The 24565-nt window shown below is 49.9% G+C and carries 24 protein-coding genes; 12 read left to right on the top strand and 12 right to left on the bottom strand.

What is annotated here, in order from left to right; all coding sequences use genetic code 11:
- Positions 1 to 11 precede the first annotated feature (11 nt).
- The gene (locus ACJJIZ_RS05190; protein ID WP_444915429.1) at positions 12 to 1853 is read right to left on the bottom strand and encodes an SLC13 family permease; all 1842 of its coding nucleotides are present in this window, start codon (positions 1851 to 1853) and stop codon (positions 12 to 14) included.
- A 128-nt stretch (positions 1854 to 1981) separates the two neighbouring features.
- Positions 1982 to 2572: a hypothetical protein gene (locus tag ACJJIZ_RS05185; protein ID WP_413663455.1), complete on the bottom strand. Its 591-nt coding sequence runs from the start codon at positions 2570 to 2572 to the stop codon at positions 1982 to 1984.
- A gap of 351 nt (positions 2573 to 2923) precedes the next feature.
- Between ACJJIZ_RS05185 and mnmH the strand changes: the two genes are divergently transcribed.
- Entirely contained in the window at positions 2924 to 4027 is a 1104-nt protein-coding gene (gene mnmH / locus ACJJIZ_RS05180) for a tRNA 2-selenouridine(34) synthase MnmH (protein ID WP_444915428.1), read from the top strand.
- Between the two features lie 6 nt (positions 4028 to 4033).
- On the opposite strand, the gene ACJJIZ_RS05175 is transcribed toward mnmH, so the two are convergent.
- The 9 genes from ACJJIZ_RS05175 to ACJJIZ_RS05135 form a co-directional block, all read right to left on the bottom strand.
- Positions 4034 to 4963 (bottom strand): SDR family oxidoreductase, encoded by a 930-nt coding sequence (locus ACJJIZ_RS05175; protein WP_413663457.1) that lies wholly within the window; start codon positions 4961 to 4963, stop codon positions 4034 to 4036.
- Between the two features lie 23 nt (positions 4964 to 4986).
- Positions 4987 to 5361 carry a VOC family protein gene (locus ACJJIZ_RS05170; protein WP_108734658.1) on the bottom strand — a complete coding sequence of 125 codons (375 nt, stop codon included), beginning with the start codon at positions 5359 to 5361 and terminating at the stop codon, positions 4987 to 4989.
- Between the two features lie 55 nt (positions 5362 to 5416).
- Positions 5417 to 5785, bottom strand: a complete 369-nt coding sequence (locus ACJJIZ_RS05165) for a DUF2750 domain-containing protein (RefSeq protein ID WP_444895989.1) — start codon at positions 5783 to 5785, stop codon at positions 5417 to 5419.
- 61 nt (positions 5786 to 5846) lie between these two features.
- A complete protein-coding gene (gene rlmD / locus ACJJIZ_RS05160) occupies positions 5847 to 7208 on the bottom strand; it encodes a 23S rRNA (uracil(1939)-C(5))-methyltransferase RlmD (RefSeq protein ID WP_444915427.1) in 1362 nt (453 codons plus the stop codon).
- A gap of 43 nt (positions 7209 to 7251) precedes the next feature.
- The gene (locus ACJJIZ_RS05155; RefSeq protein WP_444915426.1) at positions 7252 to 7959 is read right to left on the bottom strand and encodes a M48 family metallopeptidase; all 708 of its coding nucleotides are present in this window, start codon (positions 7957 to 7959) and stop codon (positions 7252 to 7254) included.
- A 33-nt stretch (positions 7960 to 7992) separates the two neighbouring features.
- Positions 7993 to 8421 (bottom strand): hotdog fold thioesterase, encoded by a 429-nt coding sequence (locus ACJJIZ_RS05150; RefSeq protein WP_444915425.1) that lies wholly within the window; start codon positions 8419 to 8421, stop codon positions 7993 to 7995.
- A gap of 82 nt (positions 8422 to 8503) precedes the next feature.
- Entirely contained in the window at positions 8504 to 9118 is a 615-nt protein-coding gene (locus tag ACJJIZ_RS05145) for a DUF2799 domain-containing protein (RefSeq protein WP_444895986.1), read from the bottom strand.
- 55 nt (positions 9119 to 9173) lie between these two features.
- The gene (locus ACJJIZ_RS05140) at positions 9174 to 9824 is read right to left on the bottom strand and encodes an MBL fold metallo-hydrolase (protein ID WP_444915424.1); all 651 of its coding nucleotides are present in this window, start codon (positions 9822 to 9824) and stop codon (positions 9174 to 9176) included.
- Positions 9825 to 9874: 50 nt separating this feature from the next.
- Positions 9875 to 10768 carry a hypothetical protein gene (locus tag ACJJIZ_RS05135; RefSeq protein WP_444915423.1) on the bottom strand — a complete coding sequence of 298 codons (894 nt, stop codon included), beginning with the start codon at positions 10766 to 10768 and terminating at the stop codon, positions 9875 to 9877.
- A gap of 434 nt (positions 10769 to 11202) precedes the next feature.
- Here ACJJIZ_RS05135 and malT point away from each other — a divergent pair, with 434 nt between their 5' ends.
- The 9 genes from malT (at position 11203) to ACJJIZ_RS05090 (ending at position 20640) form a co-directional block, all read left to right on the top strand.
- Positions 11203 to 13917, top strand: a complete 2715-nt coding sequence (gene malT / locus ACJJIZ_RS05130) for an HTH-type transcriptional regulator MalT (protein ID WP_444915422.1) — start codon at positions 11203 to 11205, stop codon at positions 13915 to 13917.
- 210 nt (positions 13918 to 14127) lie between these two features.
- Positions 14128 to 15771 (top strand): alpha-amylase family glycosyl hydrolase, encoded by a 1644-nt coding sequence (locus ACJJIZ_RS05125; RefSeq protein WP_444915421.1) that lies wholly within the window; start codon positions 14128 to 14130, stop codon positions 15769 to 15771.
- Between the two features lie 1452 nt (positions 15772 to 17223).
- Positions 17224 to 17532 carry a transposase gene (locus ACJJIZ_RS05120; protein WP_444895975.1) on the top strand — a complete coding sequence of 103 codons (309 nt, stop codon included), beginning with the start codon at positions 17224 to 17226 and terminating at the stop codon, positions 17530 to 17532.
- An 8-nt stretch (positions 17533 to 17540) separates the two neighbouring features.
- Positions 17541 to 18386 carry an IS3 family transposase gene (locus ACJJIZ_RS05115; protein ID WP_282933833.1) on the top strand — a complete coding sequence of 282 codons (846 nt, stop codon included), beginning with the start codon at positions 17541 to 17543 and terminating at the stop codon, positions 18384 to 18386.
- Between the two features lie 39 nt (positions 18387 to 18425).
- Positions 18426 to 18797 (top strand): hypothetical protein, encoded by a 372-nt coding sequence (locus ACJJIZ_RS05110; protein WP_444915420.1) that lies wholly within the window; start codon positions 18426 to 18428, stop codon positions 18795 to 18797.
- Positions 18798 to 18892: 95 nt separating this feature from the next.
- The gene (locus tag ACJJIZ_RS05105) at positions 18893 to 19219 is read left to right on the top strand and encodes a hypothetical protein (RefSeq protein ID WP_444915419.1); all 327 of its coding nucleotides are present in this window, start codon (positions 18893 to 18895) and stop codon (positions 19217 to 19219) included.
- Between the two features lie 306 nt (positions 19220 to 19525).
- On the top strand, positions 19526 to 19789 hold the full coding sequence (locus tag ACJJIZ_RS05100) for a hypothetical protein (RefSeq protein WP_444915418.1): 264 nt from the start codon (positions 19526 to 19528) through the stop codon (positions 19787 to 19789).
- 135 nt (positions 19790 to 19924) lie between these two features.
- Positions 19925 to 20185, top strand: coding sequence for a hypothetical protein (locus ACJJIZ_RS05095; protein ID WP_444915417.1), 261 nt, complete (start codon positions 19925 to 19927; stop codon positions 20183 to 20185).
- An 80-nt stretch (positions 20186 to 20265) separates the two neighbouring features.
- Positions 20266 to 20640, top strand: a complete 375-nt coding sequence (locus tag ACJJIZ_RS05090; RefSeq protein WP_444915416.1) for a hypothetical protein — start codon at positions 20266 to 20268, stop codon at positions 20638 to 20640.
- Positions 20641 to 20712: 72 nt separating this feature from the next.
- Here the strand turns inward: ACJJIZ_RS05090 and ltrA are convergent, their stop codons facing one another.
- A complete protein-coding gene (ltrA, locus tag ACJJIZ_RS05085) occupies positions 20713 to 21984 on the bottom strand; it encodes a group II intron reverse transcriptase/maturase (protein WP_444915415.1) in 1272 nt (423 codons plus the stop codon).
- A 680-nt stretch (positions 21985 to 22664) separates the two neighbouring features.
- Here ltrA and ACJJIZ_RS05080 point away from each other — a divergent pair.
- Positions 22665 to 22913, top strand: coding sequence for a hypothetical protein (locus tag ACJJIZ_RS05080; protein WP_444915414.1), 249 nt, complete (start codon positions 22665 to 22667; stop codon positions 22911 to 22913).
- 166 nt (positions 22914 to 23079) lie between these two features.
- Positions 23080 to 24218, top strand: a protein-coding gene (locus ACJJIZ_RS05075) for an IS3 family transposase (RefSeq protein ID WP_444914145.1) whose coding sequence is annotated in 2 segments (ribosomal slippage) — positions 23080 to 23329 and positions 23329 to 24218 — 1140 coding nt in all. Because the reading frame shifts where the segments join, the coding sequence is not laid out codon by codon here.
- The last annotated feature ends 347 nt before the right edge of the window (positions 24219 to 24565 follow it).

Here is a 24565-nt window from a genome sequence, read left to right as displayed (position 1 = left end):
GCTCACCGCGATTACAAGGGCCAAACCCAAAGCAACATAGGGATACTCACAACCAGTACCAACAATTCGAGTGGCAGCCCCATTTTCCAGTAATCACCAAACTCAAAGCCCCCCGGTCCCAGAATTAAGGTGTTATTTTGGTGCCCAACCGGCGTCAGAAATGCGCAAGAAGCTCCAATTGCGACAGCCATTAGGAAACTGTCCGGGTTCACCGCCAGTTGTTCTGCGGTACTCATGGCAATTGAACACATCACTGCCGCAGTGGCGACATTATTCATAAAATCAGACAGCGTCATGGTAACCACCAGGATCAGCCCCAGGGCCAAAACAGCGCTGCCCTGAGCCAGGACATCCAACAAAACCTGAGCGACCAAGTCTGCAGCTCCTGTTGACTCCATCACATCAGCAACAGCAATCAAAGTCCCCAATAGCACGACTACGGACCCGTCGATAGAGTCATAAACATTTCGCAGCGGCACTATCTTCAACGCCATAAAAGCCAATACACAAGTGGCAAACGAGATTGCTGCCGGCAATAGGCCGAACGCTGCACCGGCGACACCAAGCACCATAGCCAATAGGGCAATGGCCGCCTTCTCCTTGTTAGGGATGCTAATATCCCTTGAGGCCAAAGGCACACAGCCCTTTTCCCTAGCAAAGCTGTTTAGGTTTTCATCGGCTCCCATCATTAACAGAGCATCACCGGCCAGTAATGATGTCGAACGCAACCGGCGTACCGAGCGGCGCCCCTGGCGCGAGAGTGCTAGCAAGTGAATCTGGTATCTCGCTGCGAGGCGTGAAAACCTCATAGGGCGTCCCACTAAAGGGGAATCTGGCATGACAACCAACTCCCGCAGCTGCATTTCGGTACGATCCGCCAGTGCTTTTATTGGGGTCTTATTCTGAGAATCACTCTCGGTGTTATTGCTACCCGATTGTCGAGCCTTACCCGATGAATCTGCCCCAAGGGCTCCCACTGTTTTCAAACTGAGATTGGACAAGCAGGTAGCAAGACTCTCCGGCTCCGCCTCAATGACCAAAATGTCACCGCTATTTACTTTATGCCAGGGAGTCGCGGGAGAGACCCTGGCATCATTGTGTACGACACCCACAACTTGGGCATCTTCTGTTCCCAGCATTTTGGAAATTTCACGTAGATTCTTACCGGCAGCAACACTTTTTTCCTCAACAAGTGCTTCTGTTAAATATGTGCCAGTTTCAAAGGAGGAGGCCCCCGTTCGGTTGCGTGCAGGCACCAAGCGCCACCCAACAAATGCAATAAACAAAACTCCGGCTATCGCAACTGCCAGACCCACCGGGGTGAAATCAAACATACCGTAGCTACCGGCGCCAGAATCCGCCCGAAAACCGGAAACGACCAAGTTTGGCGGTGTACCTATCAGTGTGGTCATTCCCCCCAGAATCGTTGCAAAAGACAGGGGCATTAAAACCCTCCCCAGTGCCACTTTCTGTTTCTCGGCCATATCCACAGCCACGGGCATTAATAAAGCCAACGCGCCGACATTATTCATAAAGCTAGATAAAAATGCGCCGAGCCCAATGAGTAACAATATGGATAGTGAGATACTCCCGCTTTTGCGGACAACTCGTTGTGCAAGTGCATCCATTGCGCCGGTATTTTGTAAGCCACGACTCAGGATTAACACACAAGCTACAGTCACGACCGCTGGATGGCCAAAACCAATAAAAGCATTTTCCGGGGGAATCAGACCGGTAAAGACACAAGTCAATAAGGCTGCTATAGCAACCATATCGTGGCGCCACCGCCCCCATATAAACAGGGTAATAGTGACACTTAAAATAATCAGGATTAGTAACTGGTCAACAGTCATGGAGAAAGATATCCCTGAATATAAAAGCTGCTCAGATTTCTGTTCAGCTATCTATTCAGGGTATACCCAGGAAATTACATGGAGCGCACTTCTACGCCATAACCCCAGCTACATTAGGGGTACAAAATTCAGGAGAAAGTAACTGCCCGCTCTTCCAATGGATAAAACTGAGTACCTACTTTAATACAAACCCTGGCAGTACTGCAGGAGAACCAACCTCTATATCCAGTGACCTGAATATTTCTATAGGTGCCAACCATCGCCTGGCGCAAGCGTTGAGCCCAAGGTCTTAACTTTTCTCCATCGTAGCCGGAACCACAGGCACAAACATGTAAATTAACGAAATTAGCAGGAAGCCCCTCTTTAACCAAGGTATCTGCTAGCTGTCGAGGCGTGTAGGTTTTCCACTCTCCTCCCTGCCAGTTAGGCATGCCGTTTACATATACTTTTTTCTGCTTGTTGTTACTCGTGGAGCGCTCAGCACCAATGAATTGTCCATCCCCGGCACCCGTGCCATGGGTTACGATGTAAAGGGTATCGGCAGGGTTCAGCTTACTCAAACACTGGTTCACCCACCGATACATGGCTTTTCCAAAACCGGAGGTTACTTTATTGGCCAGGATTTGATTCACCGGTATGCCCCAGGCTTTCGCCAATCCCTCCGCATATTCCTGCATTTCATCACTATTTATCGGGATATAGATATATTTTTTAGCCACGTTTTTATCCTCTATACATGCAGGAGCAACCCGTCCCTTATGTAATCCAAATGCTTCCAGGATTTTTAAATCAGCTGCAATAATTCAGGTAAGCTAAGATTTACCTTCTGTGACCTGGAATCGCATTAGGTTCAAAAAGTAAATGTAAACACTGAGCTATCGAGCAATAAATTAAAAAAGTATTCTCTCATACTGAGCATTAATTTCCGGTGTAAATATCAAACTGTCATCTAACGCTAAGCACATCATATATTGCATATACAAGTAGCTTCTTCAGTTGCCATAGGCCTGAAAAGAAAATGGAGATACAATCAAATACCACCTATTTTCTAAATAAGCAGGAGTGCTACCTTGCGGACCGATACTGCGAATTACACGGACATCTTCCTGAATGATATTCCGCTGATGGACGTACGCGCCCCAGTTGAGTTTGTTCGCGGCGCTTTCCCTTCCGCAAGAAACCACCCCCTGCTTGACAATCACCAACGTGAACTGATCGGGACTGAGTACAAGAACAAAGGCCAGCAAGCAGCAATTGACCTTGGCTGGCGTTTAGCAACAGATGAAGTGCGAAGCTTATGTCTTTCACAATGGAGCGCATTTGTACGTAAACACCCCCAAGGTTACCTCTACTGTTTCCGAGGCGGTTTGCGCTCCCGAATGACACAAAAACTGCTGCGCTCGAATAATATTGAATACCCGATAGTAGAGGGTGGCTATAAAGCCATGCGGCAGTTCCTGTTAAACGAGCTGGAAAAGTATTGTACCCAACTGCCCTTTATCGTTGTTGCTGGTCACACCGGCAGTGGCAAAACGGAATTAATCCAGGCTGCGCGGCGGTATATCGACCTTGAGGGGATCGCAAAACATCGAGGTTCTAGCTTTGGCCGTACCAGTAGTAGCCAACCTTCACAAATCGATTTTGAAAATCAGATCAGTATCGACCTGCTGAAGCTTTCCCAACAGACAGGTGCTATTGCTATTGAAGATGAAAGCCGTCTAATTGGACGCTGCGCACTTCCTCCAGTATTGCAAACCGCTATGAAGGCCGCTCCCCGGGTTCTTGTCGAGGAGCCATTGGAAACACGGGCACAGCGCATTGTGCAAAATTATGTTCACGAGGGCTTAGAGCGCTTTAAAAGCAGTGAAAAATCAGCAGCTGAATCTTTGGGGGAAGAATTACATCTCAATCTCAATAAAATCAGTAAACGCCTGGGAGGGCTGCGCTACAAGCAGCTCAACGAAGCCTTAGCTTCAGCTAACCAAGAATTACTGAGAACGAATAATAGTGATGTGTACATCCCTATCGTCGTGTCACTGTTGCAAGAATACTATGACGGCAGCTACGACCATCTAATGAAGAAATCGGAACAGAAAATACTGTATCGAGGCAACTACAACGAAGTACAACAGTGGTTGAAGGAGTCCAACCACTCACTGCAAAAACCAGAATAACAATCCTCAGCTTTTGTGAGCGAGGCGATTTAATTTAAATCTCCGCATTAAAAACCAGTCCCTAAAACTGCGCGGCAGCCAGCGTGCCATCCAGGGCAACAGGCTGCTGCGGTTGCCAATACGCACCAAAGGACGAGCGCGTTTTCGCAGCAGCTCACGCACCAGCTTTTTGGCCAGTGTGCTTGCCAATGTAGCATTCTGTTGGGACTCCTGGGCTCGGGCCCTAACCGCCTCTTCCTGCCGTTTATACAGGGAGTCCGGCGGCAAAAGACCGCGCAGGGATGTCTCAGCGTGGCGACCAAATTCCGATGCGATCGCACCGGGTTGCACCGTCATTACCCGAATGCCAAAGGGTTTTAGTTCGAGTCGCAAAACATCAGAAATGGAGTGTAGGGCCGCTTTAGAAGCACAATAGGCACCAGAGAAAGGTGTGGGCATTACCCCGGAAACCGAACCGATATTACACACAATTCCGCCCTGCTCCGAACGCATTAAAGGTACACAGGCCCTAATCAAAGCGAGAGGGGCAAATACATTGGTTCGGAACTGCTTTTCCAGTGCTCGCGTGTCCAGTTCCAGCAATGGCCCCATCTGACCGTAACCGGCGTTATTGACCAAAATATCGAGCCGCCCGTATGCCGCTTTTACTGCGTGAACCACTCGATTGATATCCGCCTGGGAATTCACATCCAAGGCCTCAGTGGCAATTCCCAGGTCCGCCAGCTCTTGTAAACTTTCCGGGCGGCGCGCCGTGGCAATCACTATGGTTCCCCGGCGATGTAGCGCCAAAGCCAGCTCCCGCCCAATACCGCTTGAGCAGCCGGTAATTAAAGCCACTCGATCCGGAACCACATAACCCCGCCCAATTTGCGCAAGGCTTTCAGCAGCAAAACTTCGATTGGGGGAACGAAATCTGGAAATGGGCGGCTTATCCACAGGAACTGCTCCGTTTAATGGTCCTATCTCTCAATGGGCGTTTGCAGGTACTCAATCAATCCGAAAACATTGCCATAGGGGTCGAGAAAGCTCGCCATCAGCACACGTCCAGAGACTTCCTCTATATCCGTGTGCTGCCGCACCCCCATAGTGCCGAGTCGCTCAATCTGCGCGGCCAAATCCAAAACCTGCCAGTAAGCAACTACACCATCGGCCCGGCTGATCGCACTGCGCGCATCGGCATTTAATCCGAGCTCGCAATCACCAATACTAAACGCCGCATAGCTATCGCTTTCATAGCTGGGTTTCTGTTCGAGTACCTGCGTATACCAGGCCACAGCCTCGGTAATGTTGGCAACTCCGTAGACTGTTTTGCGCAAGCCAAGAATCTGCCCCATTTGAGACATCCCGTTGAGTAATTTTTATCCACTGGGTGGGGCACTATGGCGCAGTTTATTGCAGCTCTTGCTCCAACTGCTCCAGTAGGTCCAGGGGTTCCATCTCAACCCCTTCCAGTTCGGCGTTCCAGTTTATCCCCACCAATAAGACATCTTCATGCATGCCGGTAAGCCAGTCATCCATAAATTCTTCCAGGTCAATTGCCACTGCCTCATAGTCAGCCCAGTCTCCTTCGCAGTGGTCTTGTGCAAATTCTCTTTGCGACCAAAAGGGCATAACCTCGGTATCGGCCCGCTTTTCAGACTCACAAAGTGCAAAGCCCTCCTCACCCTGCAGGGCCCAGACGCAGCCCTGGCCTACAGCTTCAGGCAAAAAGCGCGCGCAATTATCTTCAAAATTATCGGTTAGGGTTTCGCTTTGCATAACAACTTCGCTTAAACGGTTTTACCGCAGTTTACGTTAGTTTTCCCGGCCTCAATAGGCCCTAAATTCTGTCGAATACTGCCATCGACTCAACATGATCGGTATGGGGAAACATATCCATGACACCCGTCTTACTCAACCGGTACCCCAACTTCACCAATTCACCGGCATCCCGGGCCAGGGTGGCCGGGTTACAGGAGACGTAGACGATCCTACTGGCAGAAAATCGCGCCAATCCGCGCACAGCCTCCAAAGCGCCATCCCTCGGTGGGTCCAACAGGATTTTATCGAAACCTGCTTCTGCCCAAGGCGCACCTGCCATTTTTTCGTTCAGGTCGGCAGAATAGAAGTGCACATTTTGTAATTGGTTCAAAGCGGCATTGTCCACACCCCGTTGAGTTAAAGCACCGACACCTTCGACCCCGATCACTTCCGCTGCACGACGCGCCAATGGCAGGGTAAAATTCCCCAATCCACAAAATAAATCCAATACACGCTCGGAGGGTTGCGGATCGAGTAACTCAACGGCTCGACTCACCATCTGCCGATTTATCGCAAAATTAACCTGCACAAAATCCTGCGGTTTAAATCTCAACGTCAGGTCAAATTCCGGCAACTGATAACTTAGATCAGCAGCTCCCTCTGTCGGCCAGATTCTCTCCTGTGAGACATCACCTCCACCTTGTATATACAGGTGTATACCAGTACTTTTAGCAAATGTTAACCAGAGCGCCAAATCCTTATCTGACAGAGGCTTTAAATGGCGGAGCACCAGAGCTGTCACATCATCTCCAACCGCCACTTCCAGGTGAGAAAAGTTCGCGCGCCCGTCACTTTCAGCCACGAGTTTTTTTAGCGGCGCTAAATGCTCGGCAATTTTTGTATGTAGTACCGGGCACTCATCAATATCTACCAAATCATTGCTGTGCTTTTTTCGAAAGCCAAAAAGCAGCTCGCCACCCTGGGACTTTTTCAATTTGCGAATGCCGATACGGGCCTTGCGTCGATAGCCATAGGGATCAGCAGTTAACGGAGGCAGTACTTCTTCGGGTTCAATACCGCCAAAACGCAACAACTGATCCAAAAGAATTTTTTGCTTTTCAATAATTTGTGCCGATGGCTGCAGGTGCTGAACCGAACAGCCTCCACATGAATCTACATAGGCGCACTGCGGCGCGCACCGACCCGCTGAAGCCGATATGACGTCCTCAACAATTCCCTCATCAAAACGGCCGCGCCGTGCGGTATAGCGAAATTTAACCTGCTCTCCCGGTAAGGCACTATCAATAAACACCGTTTTGCCACCTACCCGGGCAATACCGCGCATATCGTGACTAAATTTTTCTATTGTCGCTTCAGCGCGGCTCGGCAAGTTTTTTTTAACCGGCTTGCGGCCAGTAATAAAACGGGGCTTCTTACTCATAATTAATTGGGAGAATTCAGTACAACTAAAGAATAGAAAAAAGTTACAGGGTCAGGCGGTGACCGTTATCGCGCAACCAGCGGCGCAACTCTTTAAATCTGGGGCACACACTTTGGACTAAATCCCAGAAAGCGCGGCTGTGGTTATGATGTTGCAAATGGCAGACCTCGTGAGCCACCAGGTAATCAACCACCGGCTCAGGAGCGAGACAAACAAGCCAGTTAAACTGCAGCTCACCGCGGATACTGCAGTGACCCCATTTGCTTTTGGTGCGACGGACTTTTACTGATGAAATACTTAACCCCAGCTGCTCGGCCAACACATGGGATTTTTGCGTTAACAATGCCAATGCTTCCCGCTGGTAAAGGCGTTGTAAAGCGGTTTGCAGCTGTGTGTTATCGGGCTGGCGATAGCGGGTATAAAGCCTGATAGCACCATCGCCAATACCGGCACTTTTACTGCTCATTGCACGCTCTAAGGGAAGCTGCTGTCCCAGCCAGGGAAAACTCTCACCAAAAGCGTACTGATATTGCGGCACCTGCGCGGCGCGCCGGTCGGCTGCGAGTAACTGCGCTCTCACCCACTGGATATTTTCCTGCAGGAATTCATGCCCATAACGGGCTGCACAACGCTGTGGAATTCGCACTTCCACACCACCGGAAGACAGTACCAGTCCCAGTCGCTTGCGCCGGCTCGAGCGCACCAAGCGATAGGGAATATCTTCAAAAATAAAATCCTGGGCCTGTTTCAAGCGGGATCTCCACTCGCAACCCAGGAGCTAATACTAGGCACCATGAGCTACAACAGCCATGGTAATGCGAGAAATACAACTGAGTTTACCATTGGGCGCATAGATCAGAATTTCCCACACCTGGCTGCTGCGCCCAATATACACGGGTTTTGCACGACCTCGAACCTCTCCCTCGGGGACAGGGCGCAGATGATTGGCGTTAACTTCCTGACCGACACAATAAAATTTATCGGTATCCACTAATAAGTTGGCACCTATGGAACCCAGTGTCTCCGACAATACGACATTGGCACCACCATGCAAAATACCGAAGGGCTGGCGAGTGCGATGGTCTACGGGCAAGGTCCCTTCCAGGTAATCATCGCCAATTTCCGTAATTTCCATTCCCAGGTAGCCGGGCATGCATTGGGATATTCCCTGGTTCAGTTCTTCCAGTGAAGGATCTAAATGCCAAATTGCCATTACAATAAATCTCTTGTGCGTGTGATACCGGGGCATTAACCCGGACTTCTTTACTTCAATTTAGGACCAATAAATTTTTTACTTACCAATAAAATAATCTGGCAGAAAAAAATCCAGGGGGATAATAGCCGGGCGTTAAATGAGTGGGGCCAAACAAGCCATAACGAAACAACTCCATATCCAACATCCGCAGCTCCCAGCGAAGGCGGCTGCGCTGCAAGTACAATGCCTGGGCCTGGGCTTCACTATCGGTGTTCCGATAGGCGTAATGCAGGGAGAGCAACTCGCGCTCTAAATTATCCCGACGCCACAAAAGGCGCTGGTAATGCTGCTCTATACGGTATTCGGCGAGACCGCGCTCGTAATTCTGTAAAAACAAATCAGCAGTAGGGCCAGTGCAAACCCCTTGGTAATTCCGTCCCCTACGCCCCTGGTGATAGCCATTTTCTGCAGTGCAGTAAGTCTCTACACCCTCTTCATGGCCCTGCAGCCATGCATCGCTATCCACATGCATATCGTAGCTGTCACACTCTTGGGCAATATCGTACACCAGCGACTGTGAGCGACCGCGAGCGCCGTCTTGCAGGCCCCGCTCATACCAGAGCCCCGCGCGGCACTCCTCTTCGGAAATTACTGCGCAGCCGCTTAACCCCAGCACCAGCAAGGCGAGAAAAAGACGTATTTTTCCTGCAAACATAAAATGGGACTCCCGGCGCTGTACTTCCCGCCTGTTATTGGAATCCAGGTATCACTTAACCAAAGCGCTTGTCGGCGACAAAAGGATTGGTTTGGCGCTCCTGGCCAAAAGTGGACATGGGGCCATGCCCCGGTACAAATTGAACCTCATCACCCAGCGGCCATAGGCGCTCTTTGATAGAGCGAACCAGGGTATCGTGGTCTCCCTGGGGAAAATCTGTGCGCCCGATCGAACCGGCAAACAAAACATCTCCCACCAGAGCCAACTGGCTCGGGCGGTGGAAGAAAATCACATGGCCGGGGGTATGGCCCGGGCAGTGGTACACCTCCAGTTCCTGATCCCCTACAGTAACCGTATCTCCCTGCTCCAACCAGCGGTCTGGAGTAAATACTTCGACAGCGGGGAAACCAAACATCTGCGCCTGCATGGGCAACTGCTGAATCCAGAAATCATCGCCTTTATGCGGCCCTTCTATCGGCAGCTGGAGCTGCTTGGACAACGCCGCAGTGCCGCCTACATGGTCCAGGTGGCCGTGGGTCAGCAAGATTTTCTCCAGCTTGAGACCGCGCTCCTCCACCGCCGCCAGAATCTTATCGAGATCGCCACCGGGGTCGACAACAGCCGCGCGCTTACTGTCTTCACACCACAGCAGCGAGCAGTTTTGCTGGAAAGGAGTAACCGGAACCAGGTGATATTGCAGCGACATAAGAAAGCGGCCCTTCATCTTTTACAGGAGACTGTTGAGGTAATTGGGGATTATACCGCGAGAGCCTGCTGAGAGGGTTGTGGATGCCGATGAGCGGGCTTATTCACCGTCTTGAGCAGGGAGCGCACATCCTCTATCAGCTGCTCAACAACTATCGGGTTCCGCCAGTAATCCTCAGGGGGCGAGGGAAAAGTCACTGAACCCAAAGCGCCGTGATCGCTCAGCGAACAAGTCTCATAGTCACGGCACACCGCCTGGTTATAGGAGGGGCTCAGGGGTTTAAGGGGCCAGCCAAACAGGTCATTGGGGTGATAAAAATTCTTCCAGCGAAAATTGTATCCTCGGGTATTGGAGGTGACCGCCTGAATTTGCTCCCTGGGTCGATCGGAACACCACAGGGGCATGGTCGACCCCAGGGTGTACCAATGGCTCAGGGTCTTGAGGCGCAAAAACCTCTCACGCGCCGACCCTTTGTGAACCCCCGCCGGACCACCGTCACGCCAAACACCGCAACTGACATTGGGGCGCTGGGCATCCCATAGGTAATTAGATAGGTTAATACAACCCACCGAGTGGCTGACCAATATCACCGGGGCCCGCTCATCAACCTCATCAGCAGCCTTGGCCAGCGCCGCATAGATCTCGCGCTGGGTCTTTTCGTAGTTGCTATCCCGGCGATCCACATTGCCGGACTGCGCCGCCGTCTGCGACATTCCCAGGAGTAAATATTTTCGTGCACGCAGGAAGTCCAGCTCGCGCTTCTGCATACTCTCAAAGGTGCGCTCGATGTTGCTCTGGAAGTGCTCCAGGCCGGGTAATTCAGCGCAGTAGAGACGCGACCACTCCTCCCCAAGCTCGGTTTCCAATGCCGAAAACAGTGGCTTTGCAAACGTGTTATCCACAGCCCCCATACCCGCAGCAGCAAGGATTACGATATCCGCCATGGCTTCCTCTTCTTATTATTCTATCGGCGCCTTCGCAGCGCTCGGCTTTTTTAAATGAATGAACATTGATGAAAACCCGCACAACGGGCATTCTCACTGCCAAAGAAAAATCGAAAAAATACTGAAAGTGGCGCGAGGGGAAGCTGCACAATAACGCATCCCTTTACGAGCCGGTGTGGATACATCAAAGTAAATATGAACTAACGTACCCACTAGTGAGCCGCAGAAACTGCATTGCGACGGGTTGAGATGACCGATTTAACCCGAATAGTAATATACTGCCCAAAGCTAAACCGGCGCCACTCCAATTTGCCACCCAAGAGGCAGAATCACCAGAAAGCTGGCCTATTACAGTGCTGTAACAATACCCGGGTCCTGGTGCATAATAGTGGCTGTACAAAAATCAAACATTTATAACAATCCCTCCCGCAGCGATGCTTTTAACTTCCAAATACAGCCTGCCGGATTGCCCCGAGCACGCCCTATCGCGCCCGCGCCTGCTGTCGGTTTTGAACCAATGCCACAGCGATCAACTGCTGTTGGTGACGGCTCCTGCGGGATACGGCAAGACCACGCTGGTTACCTCCTGGGCCTCACAGCAGGACAACCCGGTCGCCTGGTATACGCTGGATGCCAGCGATAATGAACCGAGCCAGTTCTGCCGCTACCTGGTGGAAAGCGTGCACAGGGCGACCGGCAATGGTGTCCCCCAGACTCACCAGTTATTGTCCGCGCCCCAGCGCCCGGACCCCTCGACTCTGGTGAGCCACCTGCTGTCGGAACTGCGAGGCCTGCCCAGCGAACTGCGCATCGTGCTGGACGACTACCACCAGATCGACAACCAGCAGGTGCACGACACTACCCGCTTTTTGTTGCGCCACGCCCCCGCCGGTGTCGGTATTGTTCTCACCAGTCGCAGCCAACCGCCTTTGGGCCTGGCCACCCTGCGGGTTCAAGGGCGATTACTGGAATTGGGCAGTAATGAGCTGGCCCTCAACATTGAGGAAATCGCCACCCTGCTCAAGCAGCGCCTGCCGTTTAATCTCGACGGCGACCGCGCAGCCCAACTGCATCACCTCAGTGAGGGCTGGCCCCCCGCCGTACAGCTATTCACTTTATCGGTGCGCGACAGCAACGAAGTGGATCGCTATCTGGCAGAGCTGGAGCAGGGCCACAGTCATATTCTCGATTACCTGGCTGAGGAAGTGCTGGAACGGCTGGAACCCCAACTGCGCCAGCTCCTTTCCTGCACATCGATCCTCACCCGGGTGAACGCCCAACTGGCGGAGCGCCTTACCGGTCGGCAGGACGGGCAGCAGTTGCTGGAAGAAGCCGCGCGCCGCGGGTTATTCCTGCAGGCGCAGGATTCAAGTCGCCAGTGGTTCCGCTTCCACCCGGTCTTCGCCCGCTTCCTGCAACGGCAAATCAATGACCGCGAACACTTGCTGCAACTGCACAGCACTGCCTGTGATACCTGGCAAGAATTAGACCAGCCAGTGGAGGCCCTGCGCCACGCTCTGGCCGGGGGCGACCGCGAGCGGTTAAAGCAGCTGCTCAACGATCGGGGGGAACAGCTTCTGCGCGCGGGGCAGTCGCGCCTGCTGCGGGACTGCCTCGACTGGCTCGGTGACGAAGCCCTGCAACACAGCGCCCGCTTTACTCTCCTGTCCGCCAAAATGGCGCGGGAGAATTTTGAATACGACCTGTGCGAGAAAAACCTGGCGGCCTCGGAAAGCTGGCTGCAGCGGGAGGACCCGGCACAGTGGCGCGACTTTGAAGGCGCCTTTGCCACCATGCGCGCCCAGGTGGCCATTGCCCGAGGGCAGACACTGCAAGCCAAGGAGTATGCCGAGGAGGCCCTGGCCCTACTCCGCGCAGACCAGCTGGGCGAGAGAATCTCCGCTCTGCTGGTCACCGGTGAGACCAGCTTCTGCCTGGGTGCCCTGCAAGAGGCCAACCGCTATATGCAGGAAGTTGAAGCCCTGGCGATCGCCGAGCGGGATATTCCCAGTGCCGCCTGGGCCATTTGCCAACAGACAGAGATCGCCTTTGCCCAGGGCCTGCTGAAGAAAGCGTCCACGCTGCAGGAAAAGGTGCAGACCCTGGTGCAGAAAAATCACCTGTCCACACTGCCCATCTCGGAATTTGTGTGCCGGCTGCGCGGCCAGCTGCAATGGGAGTCCGGCGATCTGGAAGGTGCCGAGCAATCCGCTCGCCGAGGTATGCAAATCAACCGCCGGGTCGGCGAGCACTGGCTGCTGCCGGAGTACACCCTGCTGTTAAAAATCGCCCAAGCTCGGGGGGAGAAAGAGGAGTCCCTGGAGTGGCTAGAGCGTATCGAGCGGCTGCTCACAGACGGGCGCTACCACCGGGACTGGATCGCCAACGCCGATGCCACCCGCATCCGCACCTGGCGCGCCCTGGGTAATCAGCAAGCCATCGCCAGCTGGTTGGAACAGGCCACCCCTGTCGCCGACAGGCCCAGCAATCACTTTGAGCAGTGCCACGGGCGCAATCATGTGCGCGCGATGATTGAGCTGCACCACTGGTCCGATGCCAACCGCCTATTGAGCCGCCTGAAACAAGTCGCCAACGAGTGCGGCCTGGAAACAGATCGCCTGCGTAACCGGGTGCTGGAATCTCACCTGTTGTGGCTGCGCGAGCAATACCCCCAATCTGTGGAGGCTATTAGCGAAGCCCTGCTTCTCTCCCACGAACGGGATTTTCGCGCCAGCTTCCTGCAGATCGGCAAACCTTTAATCGTTATCCTGAAAGCCGCCCTGGAAAATGGCCTGGGAGATGCGGAGTCCAGCAAAGCTCAATTACTGATCAAAGCGGCACAACAGCAGCCAGAGTTGGACGGTGGTATTCGCATCGAACTGGATGACACCATTATCCGCGAGATACTGGCCAGCGATGCCGTGCCGGACTTCCTGCGCCACTCCCCACTCACCCCAAGGGAATGGCAGGTACTGAATGCGATTCACTCGGGGCTGTCGAACGAGAAAATCGCCCGTCACTTTAAGGTGGCACCGAGCACCATCAAGACCCATATTCGCAGCCTCTACCAAAAGCTGGACGTCAAGGATCGCCAGGAGGCCATCGCCCTGGCCGAGCAAATGCTTCGCTCGGTCCAGGACAAGCCTTAAACAGTCCTGCTCCAGCGGCACAGGGACGTGCCCACTATGCTCCTCATCCCCCGCCCGCCAATACCAAGCCACCCCAGGCCGGTCACCCTTTACCCCCCTCTCCCCCCTCGCCGGGGAGGAGGAAGCCCGCCAATGACTGCTCCATACTCACCTCATCCTTTAAAGGTGGACTATCTCCACATTTCAAATAATGAAACAAGGCAGTAATCCATGAGCGGCAACAGCTATGAGTGGTGGCGCAATAGCGTTATTTATCAGATTTACCCACGCAGCTTCTGCGACGCCAACGGAGATGGCATCGGTGATATTCCCGGAATTACGCAAAAACTGGATTATGTAAAATCCCTCGGCGTAGACGCCATCTGGATCTCACCCTTTTTTAAATCGCCGATGGTGGATTTTGGCTATGACGTTGCCGACTACCGCGATGTAGACCCTATTTTTGGCAACCTGGAAGATTTCGACCGGATGATCGAAGCGGCCCACGAGCGCGGCCTGAAAGTGATTATCGACCAAATCCTCAGCCACACCTCAGACCAGCACCCCTGGTTCCAGGAGAGCCGCGCCAACCGCGACAACCCCAAAGCGGACTGGTATGTCTGGGTTGATCCCCAAGAAGATGGCACCCCTCCCAACAATTGGGTTTCCGTATTCGGAGGAGGCTCCTGGCGCTGGTGTACCCGCCGCCGCCAATACTATTTGGCCAACTTCCTCAAAGAGCAGCCGGACCTGAATGTGCACAACCCGGAAGTCCAGGAGCAGCTGCTCGCCGATATGAAGTTCTGGCTCGATCGGGGTGTAGATGGTTTCCGACTGGATGCGGTCAACTTTATTTTCCATCAGCAGGCCCTGGGCAATAACCCGGCGCGCCCGCTCAAGCTCGATGAGAAAGGCCTGCCACCAGTCAATCACTACGATTACCAGTGGCACCAGAATGATAAATCCCAGCCGGAAAACCTGGTGTTTCTCCAGCGGGTACGACAGTTAATGGATCAATATCCCGGCACTGTAACCGTGGGTGAAGTGGGCGACGACAACACCCACAAGATCATGGCTGAGTACACCACGGAAAAACGCCTGCACATGGCTTATTCCTTCGATCTATTGACCGAGGATTGCAGTGCGGGCTTCCTGCGCGAAACCCTGGAAAAAAACCGCGACGTAATCGACAAGGGCTGGCCCTGCTGGTCGATCAGCAATCACGATGTACCCCGCTCAATAACCCGCTGGAACAAAGGCTTTAACGACGATCAAGCCGATGCCAGAGCCCCGCTGTTCCTGCTGATGCAATTGGCACTGCGCGGCAGTGTCTGCCTCTATCAAGGGGAAGAACTGGGCCTGCCGGAAGCGGAAATTGCCTATGAAGATCTGGTAGACCCCTACGGCATTAATTTGTGGCCGGAATTCAAAGGTCGCGACGGCTGCCGCACACCGATGCCCTGGACCAATACCAGCGACGACAACGCCGGCTTTTCCACAGCAAAACCCTGGCTACCCATCTCAGGGGAGCACCAACAACGGGCGGTAGAGGTTCAGCAGGACGCCCAGCGCTCCATGCTCAACCGCTTCCGCGCACTGATCGAATGGCACCGGGAGCTCCCCCAATCGCTGGCAACGGCGGAGCAGGAAGTGATCGACACCGGAAGTGAATTATTTGCTTTTGTAAGGCGCAGCGACAGCGAAGAAATGCTGGTTGTTCTCAACCTTGGGCAAACCAGTAGCACCCTGGAACTACCTGCCGAGTTCTCTGGTGCGCACAATATTACCCCGGCACTGTTTACTGGCAATGCGGAAGGAAATAGCTTAGAGCTCGCTGCCGCAGATGCCTGTGTGCTGCTGCGTAAAAAGGCCTGATTGATTAGCAATATTTAAAAGATGCCCAGCTCATATTCGAGCCAGGGCATCGAGTAAGAATTACAGTCTCTCTGCAACGTCTCTTCCTTTCGACGTCTGCTTTCCCGCCGGCACAATGCCGGCTTTTTTCTGTTTAACTCCAGCACTTCATCATCTATAGCCTGCAAAATAAAAAAACCAGATAAAGATATCCGGTGTGGCTCCCCTCTCAAGGTAAGTCTTCGCTATTGGAAATAACCAAATGCAAGGCCAAAATCATCAACTAATGAAAAATACCAACTCATCGAGTTAAGAATCCTTCAATCTCAATTTAAAGCACTACCACTGGAGAGTCACGTCATATGATTTTTCAAATTAAAAATTGAAAAATTCAAAACGTTTATATAAAACCGATAATAGGACTTATGTTTTAGCTACTTCGAAATGGGACAGCCCTTCCTTGAAGTACAAGGTGAGAGAGGTTTCTCGCAACCTTCCCACCCTATCAGTGAGACTGGTTTCCTTAACAAAATATATGAATTGCTTCTCCCAGTGAGTATAAGTTTACCTCTTCTTTCTAAAACAACCGTACTTAATTTCAAATATGCTACCAGGAGACTCCCGTGAAGCATTCAGTCTTACTTGGTACTTAACCGCGAATATCTTCCATAACATTGCTATTCAAACTGTCTTATATACAGCATTTCATATCTTGCTCTACTTTCAATATCAGAATTCAAGAGAAGCTTCTCCTATTTCTGGAGAGAGCGAGCTAAGTCATTGACTTTAAAGGAGGTGACACTATTGTCACGAGCAAGAAAAGCAGGTAGATATATAGCCGCTGTTATATATCTACCTGTTGAGGATTGCGCCAAAACCTCTAACCTACTGATATTGCTATGTTTTTTGGGTAATCTTGGATGACTGCACCAGAATTATATAGAAGGGTGATATAAAGACGCTTCTTTTGAATTAACTGTTAAGAGTCAAAACATAGATATTCAATGAGTACTAATAAAGAGTTATTTCTACATGTGGAAAAGGTCTTAGGTTATCTGAATTTTGGGCTATTTATTCTGGGTTTCTTTAACTCAAAAGGTGGGAGTGGTGCTGCTGTACTATTTCTGCCGGCCAGTTTAATCTTAGCAACAGCCGTCACTCTTGTTTATATTTTTGGCTTTAAGTATCTTCATTTGGCTGGAAAGCGCATGGACTATTGGTTTTGGTTCAGACCATATGTTTGGCTCATAGTAATTTTTGTATTCCTTATAATTAGTATTGCTTCTATTGGGCACTTCGGAAATGCGAACTCTTAACAAAGTCAAGCACGATCGCCAGCAAAGCTGGCTGGACCTACATTCCGCAGCTTCGCTGCTCCATTTCGGCCCGTGTTGGCGGCGTTAGCACTAAGACTTACCCACGTTTAGTAGACACCCTGTATAGTTAGGTTTAGGCCTAACACGGAGGTGTATTATGGGTAAGAAAAGAACTCAGGCGTATACGGAGGAGTTCCGCAGAGAAGCAGTTAAGAGAGCGGAAAAGCCTGGAGCAACAACGGCTTCTGTGGCGCGAGAGCTAGGCGTCAGCGCACAGCAGATCTACAACTGGCGTCGTCAATTTAATCGACTGTCTGATAAGCAGTTCAATAGTTTAGACGGTGTCGACTATTCCAAACAGGAAAGCGCTGAAGTTCGCAAACTCAAGAAGGAGCTGCATGAAGCTCGTCAGGAGGTTGAGTTTCTAAAAAAGGCAGCTGCGTACTTTGCGAACCACCAAGAGTAAAGTACGCATTGATACAAGAGCATGTAGGGTCATTCCCGGTTAGCTTGATGTGTCGGTGTTTAGAAGTCTCAAGATCGGGTTATTATCGATGGCGGGGGCGACTGCCATCTGCTCGCACGATTAGAGAGATACGAACAATCGAGAAAATCCGAGAGACGTTTGTTGAGTTTAAAGGTCGTTATGGCGCGCCTAGAATTGCTTGCGAGCTTCAAGAGTTAGGTGAGCCATGCTCGCGGAACTACGTCGCTAAGCTTATGCAGCAGGAACATATTAAAGCGAGAAACGGCAAAGGCTTTCGATATAGTCAGCCCGTAGAGGGGAGCATTAACGTCTCCGCCAACTTACTTAAGCGTTGCTTTGATGTGGATCGACCAAATTGCCGCTGGACCAGTGACATTACGTATATCTGGGTTCTGGATAGGTGGCTATACCTCGCGGTAGTTATGGATCTGTACTCTCGACGTATTGTAGGTTGGGCATTCGACTCGCAGATGACCGATGAATTGACACGTCGAGCATTGAAAATGGCCCTAGAGCGACGACCAATAAAGCCTGGACTGCTAGTTCACTCTGACAGGGGTGTGCAATATCGATCGCAGAAATACCAGGATCTCTTGTCCGAAAGCAAGTGCAAACCGAGTATGAGTCGCCAGGCTAACTGTTGGGATAATGCGGCAATGGAATCATTCTTTAGCAGGCTAAAAGTCGAGCTGGTCTATGCCGGAACATTCGAAAGCGAAGAGCAAGCAAAATCTGAGGTGTTTGAATACATTGAGATTTTCTACAATAGGGTTCGTAGGCACTCTGCATTGGGCTATGTAAGTCCAGCAGAGTATGAACGAAAATACGCATAGTTAGAGTGTCTACTTTTTGTGGGCAAGACCACACTCAATATGAAACGAGCATTACTTATTATTACTTCATTCCTTTGTTCCTGTGATTCAGGCGTGGAATGGAAAGATAGGCCGTATGAGGTTATATGGATTGATACGGGTGACAATCGAACGCTTAATCACGAGATAAGTGAAAATGCCTCAATCGGTCGAGTTGAAGCTGAAGTTATAGCTGTCGGAAGTAACGAGAAGTATGTAGTAGCAAAACAAAAACCAATTGGCGGTGGCTCTATTTCATATTTCTACATAGACCGAGCAAAAGATGATAAATACTTAAATTGGGATGAAATTACTCAAGGGCCATTCTCAGAGGCCAGGTTTTTGCAACTGAAAACTGAATTGGGCCTTCCAGAGTTTAGCAAGGAGTTCTAGTGAAAAGTGCTAACAAGGCAATTAAAAATCGCCCACAAAAAACGTGGACTGGACTCGCTAACGCTCGCCTTTTATTGCGGCGTTATGAGTAGCTTATGAATAGAGATCGCGATTTAATCGAAGCGTTTGAAAATTTAGATCTTGTAGCTATGAGGTCTGCGATTGAGATGGGAGCGGATGTTAATTGCCCACACCCTGATGGCGGGTCAATATTATCTGTAGCTGTCGATAGCGCTATAGATAGCTGTATTCAGTCTGGAGGTGGTCCAGGAGATGAGGAGCTAGAATTCGTCGAACTCTTACTAAACAACGGTGCGGATATATTCTTTAAATTTGGTGATTCATCAAGTGCCATTGAATGTGCAAAAGCTTATAAATCAGCAAAAAACATAGTAGTGTATCTTGAGAGTTTTCACTCATAACAAGCGGCTGCATTTCGCTCCGGCCTGCGGCCTCCACCGGACTCGCTACGCTCGCCGATGAGCCAGGCGTTAAGGTATAGGATGGATATCGTGCATTTACTCAAAGATTACAAGGAGACCATGATCGCGTGTGCAATCCTCCTAATAATTGGGTTGCCTCGGCACGGAGCAGTCGTCTTAGTAATTGCCTTCTTTTTCATTATTCCCTTAGCTTTACAAAATATATTTTACATCTATAAAGATCCGAAGAGCATAAAGCTTCGATGTGCGAGAATGTCTATATGGTTCGCATCGGTGTTTCTTATATTGGCCCACCATGTTTACCTACATAATGATGCGAGAGCCATAGCTGATCGAGCAAAGAATGAAGTTGTTCAATTCTACAACCAGAATGATAAATATCCAGATAGCCTTTCAGTTACAACGTTAGAGATTGATAGCCACAAGAAAATTGGTCTTTACTATTCAATAAATGAAGGAAAACCAATGTTATTTTATCGTGTAACATGGATTCCTTTTGAAACGTATCAATTAGATTTCAAAGCGTTACAATGGATTCAACACGGTTAAAATATCAGGCAAGCCTTAACAAGCGGCTGCAATCTGACCTCCGGCTACTGTCACCTTTTTTGCAAAGAACCGCAAAAAAGGCGCCAGTAGCCTCCGGCAGTTGAGCCGGGCGTTATGTATCAATGAGTAGGAAATATGATTGATGTCATTGATGGGTTTAAAGCAGGTGGTTGCGGTAAAATTTTTATCAGACACTTACTTAAGCTTATTTTTACATTGTGTGCATCAATAGTTCTTGTAGGGTTGATTCGCTTCTTACTTGGGAAAGATGAGATAATACCTCTTGGTGCTGAATTCATAGGCGTTTTAATAGCTTTGGTATTGGTGCACTTAGTTGATTTCATGCGTGCGGTAATTAAAAATGGCGAGCATTCTGATATACCCCCAAGCACATAACCAGGCCAAGCAGGCTCGCCCAGCTAATAGCTGGGCTGGACGGCCTACGCTATGCTTCGGCCGCCCTTGTTGGCAACGTTATGCCTCCTAGTATCATGAGCAATACAATTATTAGCAACGACAGAAACAGGGCTGCTTTAAAGCCACTATTCACTTTAGTAGGATTTTGCTCAATTCTTATGGGCATATTGCTTTTTGCATTTTCTGAATATGCAAACGATCTGAGCAGCAAGAGTGTCATCGTAATTTTGGCTTGGTCTATCTTGTCGGCTTACCCAATAGCAAATTTGGCTAATGCGTTCAAAACAGGTGTAATTGTGAGTAAGTTTTCTATTGTCAGTAAAGAAACTGCGCCATTTGAGTTTTGGTTGTGGGTAGGTATATTCATAGCTGTAGGCTTATGTCTAAGTTCAATTAACCTAATTTTAATATTTGGCTGGGGCACCCAAGCATAAATCGGGTAGCCGGTAGTTTCTAGCTACCGGCCCCCACACCACCCATCGTGCGGGTCCGCAATGGGCGGTTCCCTATCCGTAATGAATCTCTACCCAACGATCTCGCAATGAGATCAAACCCATCTCTTCGAAGAACTCATTATTAAGCGCAATATGAATACCCTCAGTTTTTGCGCTTCCCCAGTAACTTTTAGCGGACGAGCCGCAGGTAACTGCCAGCGATTCACTCACACCCATACGCAGTAAATTTCGAATATTCGTTCTCACTCTGCGCCAATTCTTCCAATAGCTCATTCTTAATCGCCGCCGTATCCAGCAGTCTAGATCAATACATTTTTGATAGCCTTGCGCTACTCCAAAATAGTTGATCCAGCCACGGAGGTATACGGTAAGTTCTTTCAGTTTCTTTTCCATCGAAATGCCACGGGATCGTCCTGTAATCTGACAGACGTGGTATTTAAATTGGCGCAGTGACTTATCATGCCAGACAAGCTTTGCTCCACGGAAAGAAAAATCCAGAAACTTACAACGACTAACGGGGACTACTTGGCTTTTAGCATCGTTAACTTTGAGCTTAAGCTTGCGCTCAACAAAGCGTTTAATACTCACCATAACCCGCTCACCCGCGCGTTTAGAGGAAACCACAATCACAAAATCGTCCGCATAACGGACGAAATTGTGTCGGCGTTTTTCCAGCTCTTTGTCGAGCAAGTCGAGTACAATGTTGGAGAGCAGCGGCGATAAAGGGCCACCTTGTGGTACCCCCTCATGACAGGCTATCCAGCATCCATCTTCTACTCTTCCTGCACGCAAGTAGCTTGCGATCAGTTTGAGTAAGCGCTTATCGCTGATTCTTTGGCCAAGTAAACTCATGAGGAAATCATGATTTACCCGATCGAAGAATTTAGATAAATCGACATCCACTGCTATTCGTTTCCCTCCCTCGATATACTTTCGCAGCTTTTTTACCGCATGATGCTGCGATCGCTTTGGGCGGAACCCATAGCTGAACTCCGAAAAGATTTTATCGAAACTGGGACCGATGATTTGGGCGATAGCCTGCTGAATAACACGATCAAAGATCGCAGGTATCCCGAGACCACGCTGGCCACCATCTGGCTTGTGAATGTAGACGCGCCTGACGGGAAGCGGCCGGTAATGACCCTGTCGAATGGTCTCGATGAGTTCGTCGCCAACTGCCTTAAAGTGCTGCACAAAATTATCGACAGTAATCCCGTCAATGCCTGCGGCACCTTTGTTGCTTCGCACATGTTTCCATGCAGCATTAAGATTTTCTTTGCTGAGGATGGCTTCAAGCAGATTTTCATTTGAGTTGAGTGTCATGGCAGTGCGCTACGTCAATTTTATATCCGGCTGGCAACATATCAGTAGGCTAGCCCTGTCTTTTAACTCATGGATTTTGGGTTCAGGCCTTCACCGTATCCAAGGTATTAATCTTGGTATTAGGCTACTATGCCGTCGGCTGACTTCTGTTTAATCACCTTGATCATTACTGACCAAGGCGCCGCTGTGTTCCACCAATTTTGTTTACCCCCGCGATAGTGGCTAGCGGGCTGGCCCTACTTATGAGTCAGCGGCCACACTGACAGCTTTACAGCAGCAGGTTGAACAGATCTCCCCAGATAAGAACGTGAACTTTCACTACACAACTGCATCATTTACTCTACCCGTTAGACCACATGGCTTTGGTATCCTTGGCTACCTCGCCTCCAGGCTAAGCCTTATATGATGTTTCTGTTCGTCAGCTCGTAGTTTTGCTAGCGGCTTCCTCCCCACAAAACCTCACGGTGTTGCAGTTGCCATTCGCTAGTAGTTAGCATTTAATGAAGTCCATTAAACGGTGATCTTCCTACACGGGACTTTCACCCCATTAGTTTACGCCCATGCTGGGCGTACCAAGCTAATGAACTTCGCGCGCAAAAGGCACGCGCCGGACAGCCTACGCTGCGCTCCGGCTGCCGGTTATTAGAACGTTATGCGTAAAATATAGTGAAGAGAAAGACGTGAGAGATCCTAAGAGAATACAAGAAATTCAAGAGCTCATAGAAAAGCTCTGGGAAAAAGATCCTGATCTTAGGTTCATGCAGCTTATATACAATATTCAAAGCAGTATTTCTTACAACAATGATGATTTAGGTAAAGTTATTAGTGAAGAGCAAGATGGTTTTGAGCGTACAGGCTATGACCTTTTCAACCTAGAAGATGACATACTTATTCGGCATCTAAAAAATATGGTAGAAAATAATGGCTAGTATTAGTTCGCATAACCAGCTAAGGCATCGGATACTCAAAGCCTACGGTTTTTCGGTCCGTTGCTTAGGGCGTTAGGACTCATTATGAATGATTATCGCAGAGTGTAGTGGTCTAATCCTTCCGGACACTTCGCTAAGATGGTAAAACTACCAAGCGAGGTGAAGTATGACAACAAAAGGTACACGTCGGCATTTCAAGCCGGAATTTAAGAAAGACGCCGTAGCGCTAGTCTCTGAGCAAGGGTATTCAATTTCTAAAGCAGCAGAGGCTGTAGGAACAACAGCCAATAACCTGCGACGCTGGATAAAGGAACAGAAGCAGGAAGAAGACGGTGTGAGGTTGGATGTAGGCGAGCGCGCAGAATTAGAGCGATTACGACGTGAAAATAAGCAGTTGCGGATGGAGAAAGAAATCCTAAAAAAGGCCAGCGCCTTCTTTGCGAAAGAAATGAAATAAAGTACAGCTTTATTGAAAAACAGCAAGGCAGCTTTCCTGTTAGGGTGCTCTGCCGGGTAATGCAGGTAAGTAAGACTAGTTATTACGATTGGTGTTGCCGTGGTAATAGCTCAATAGATGCTCAAACATGGCAACTATGCCATCGTTTGAAGGCCCTATTTGCAGAATCTAGACAGAGTCTCGGAAGTCGTCGGTTAATGAAGCTGTTACGTAAAGAAGGCTTTGAAGTCGGGCGCTATCGAGTCCGCAAGCTCATGAAAAAGCTAGGCTTGGCAGTAAAGCGCAAGAAGCGATTTACACTGACGACAGACAGTAAACATCACCTGCCTGTCGCAGAGAACCTTCTGAATAGGGAGTTCTCACCGAGTGCTAAAAATCAAGTTTGGACGACTGATATTACATATATTTGGACTTCGCAGGGCTGGCTGTACTTGGCGGTAGTGATTGATCTCTATTCGCGCCGGATTGTTGGTTGGCATCTAGATCGCAAGATGGAAACGGCCCTGATAACTCGTGCGTTGATGATGGCTGTCAATTTGCGTACGCCCCCAAAAGGTCTCCTGCATCACTCTGATCGTGGCAGTCAGTATGCCAGCCATACCTACCAAATGTTATTGAGTCAGCAGGGGATGGTGTGTTCAATGAGCCGTAAGGGAAATTGTTGGGACAACGCACCGACTGAACGTTTCTTCAGCAGCCTGAAGCGGGAGTGGTTAACGGGAAACCTCTATCCGACAAGGGAGGATGCGGTAGCAGATGTAAGAGCCTATATTGCTTATTACAACTCACGCAGAATACATACAACACTGGGAGATCTAGCCCCTATCGAATTTGAGGAATGTGCTTAAAGAAGTGTCCGGCTGGAGTTGACCACAACAGAGCGGTTTTTAGCGAAAATAAAAATGAGGTGATGGAAGCCTTATTCGCAGCTATTTCTCAGCGTGATTTTTTCTTGATAATACTGAAATTGCGCTTAAGTTCAACGATGATAGGGTTTCGGGGTGGGTTTTCGCTTATAGAGTTCACAAGTATCCAGAAGATAGGGGCATCCTCCTCAAGTCTAATATTAACAATGAAAATCCACGTATTAGAGAACATGTCTGCGATATAATCGGGGATGAACATATTGAAAGTTTGAGAGGAGAGCTAATAACGCTATTTGATGACCCTGTGAATTATGTTTCGGAGGCTGCTA

It is taken from the genome of Microbulbifer maximicatervae (SeqCode) (assembly GCF_052467225.1).
The sequence above is the reverse complement of the archived record's forward strand: the minus strand, read 5'-3'. Positions and strand labels throughout refer to the sequence as shown.

Bases quoted from the DNA above. Each gene is read 5' to 3' on its own strand.
- ACJJIZ_RS05190 (WP_444915429.1), bottom strand. From the start codon at position 1,853: ATGACTGTTGACCAGTTACTAATCCTGATTATTTTAAGTGTCACTATT.
- ACJJIZ_RS05170 (WP_108734658.1), bottom strand. From the start codon at position 5,361: ATGGGGCAGATTCTTGGCTTGCGCAAAACAGTCTACGGAGTTGCCAAC.
- ACJJIZ_RS05165 (WP_444895989.1), bottom strand. From the start codon at position 5,785: ATGCAAAGCGAAACCCTAACCGATAATTTTGAAGATAATTGCGCGCGC.
- rlmD (WP_444915427.1), bottom strand. From the start codon at position 7,208: ATGAGTAAGAAGCCCCGTTTTATTACTGGCCGCAAGCCGGTTAAAAAA.
- ACJJIZ_RS05150 (WP_444915425.1), bottom strand. From the start codon at position 8,421: ATGGCAATTTGGCATTTAGATCCTTCACTGGAAGAACTGAACCAGGGA.
- ACJJIZ_RS05145 (WP_444895986.1), bottom strand. From the start codon at position 9,118: ATGTTTGCAGGAAAAATACGTCTTTTTCTCGCCTTGCTGGTGCTGGGG.
- ACJJIZ_RS05140 (WP_444915424.1), bottom strand. From the start codon at position 9,824: ATGTCGCTGCAATATCACCTGGTTCCGGTTACTCCTTTCCAGCAAAAC.
- ACJJIZ_RS05135 (WP_444915423.1), bottom strand. From the start codon at position 10,768: ATGGCGGATATCGTAATCCTTGCTGCTGCGGGTATGGGGGCTGTGGAT.
- malT (WP_444915422.1), top strand. From the start codon at position 11,203: ATGCTTTTAACTTCCAAATACAGCCTGCCGGATTGCCCCGAGCACGCC.
- ACJJIZ_RS05125 (WP_444915421.1), top strand. From the start codon at position 14,128: ATGAGCGGCAACAGCTATGAGTGGTGGCGCAATAGCGTTATTTATCAG.
- ACJJIZ_RS05120 (WP_444895975.1), top strand. From the start codon at position 17,224: ATGGGTAAGAAAAGAACTCAGGCGTATACGGAGGAGTTCCGCAGAGAA.
- ACJJIZ_RS05110 (WP_444915420.1), top strand. From the start codon at position 18,426: ATGAAACGAGCATTACTTATTATTACTTCATTCCTTTGTTCCTGTGAT.
- ACJJIZ_RS05105 (WP_444915419.1), top strand. From the start codon at position 18,893: ATGAATAGAGATCGCGATTTAATCGAAGCGTTTGAAAATTTAGATCTT.
- ACJJIZ_RS05095 (WP_444915417.1), top strand. From the start codon at position 19,925: ATGATTGATGTCATTGATGGGTTTAAAGCAGGTGGTTGCGGTAAAATT.
- ACJJIZ_RS05090 (WP_444915416.1), top strand. From the start codon at position 20,266: ATGCCTCCTAGTATCATGAGCAATACAATTATTAGCAACGACAGAAAC.
- ltrA (WP_444915415.1), bottom strand. From the start codon at position 21,984: ATGACACTCAACTCAAATGAAAATCTGCTTGAAGCCATCCTCAGCAAA.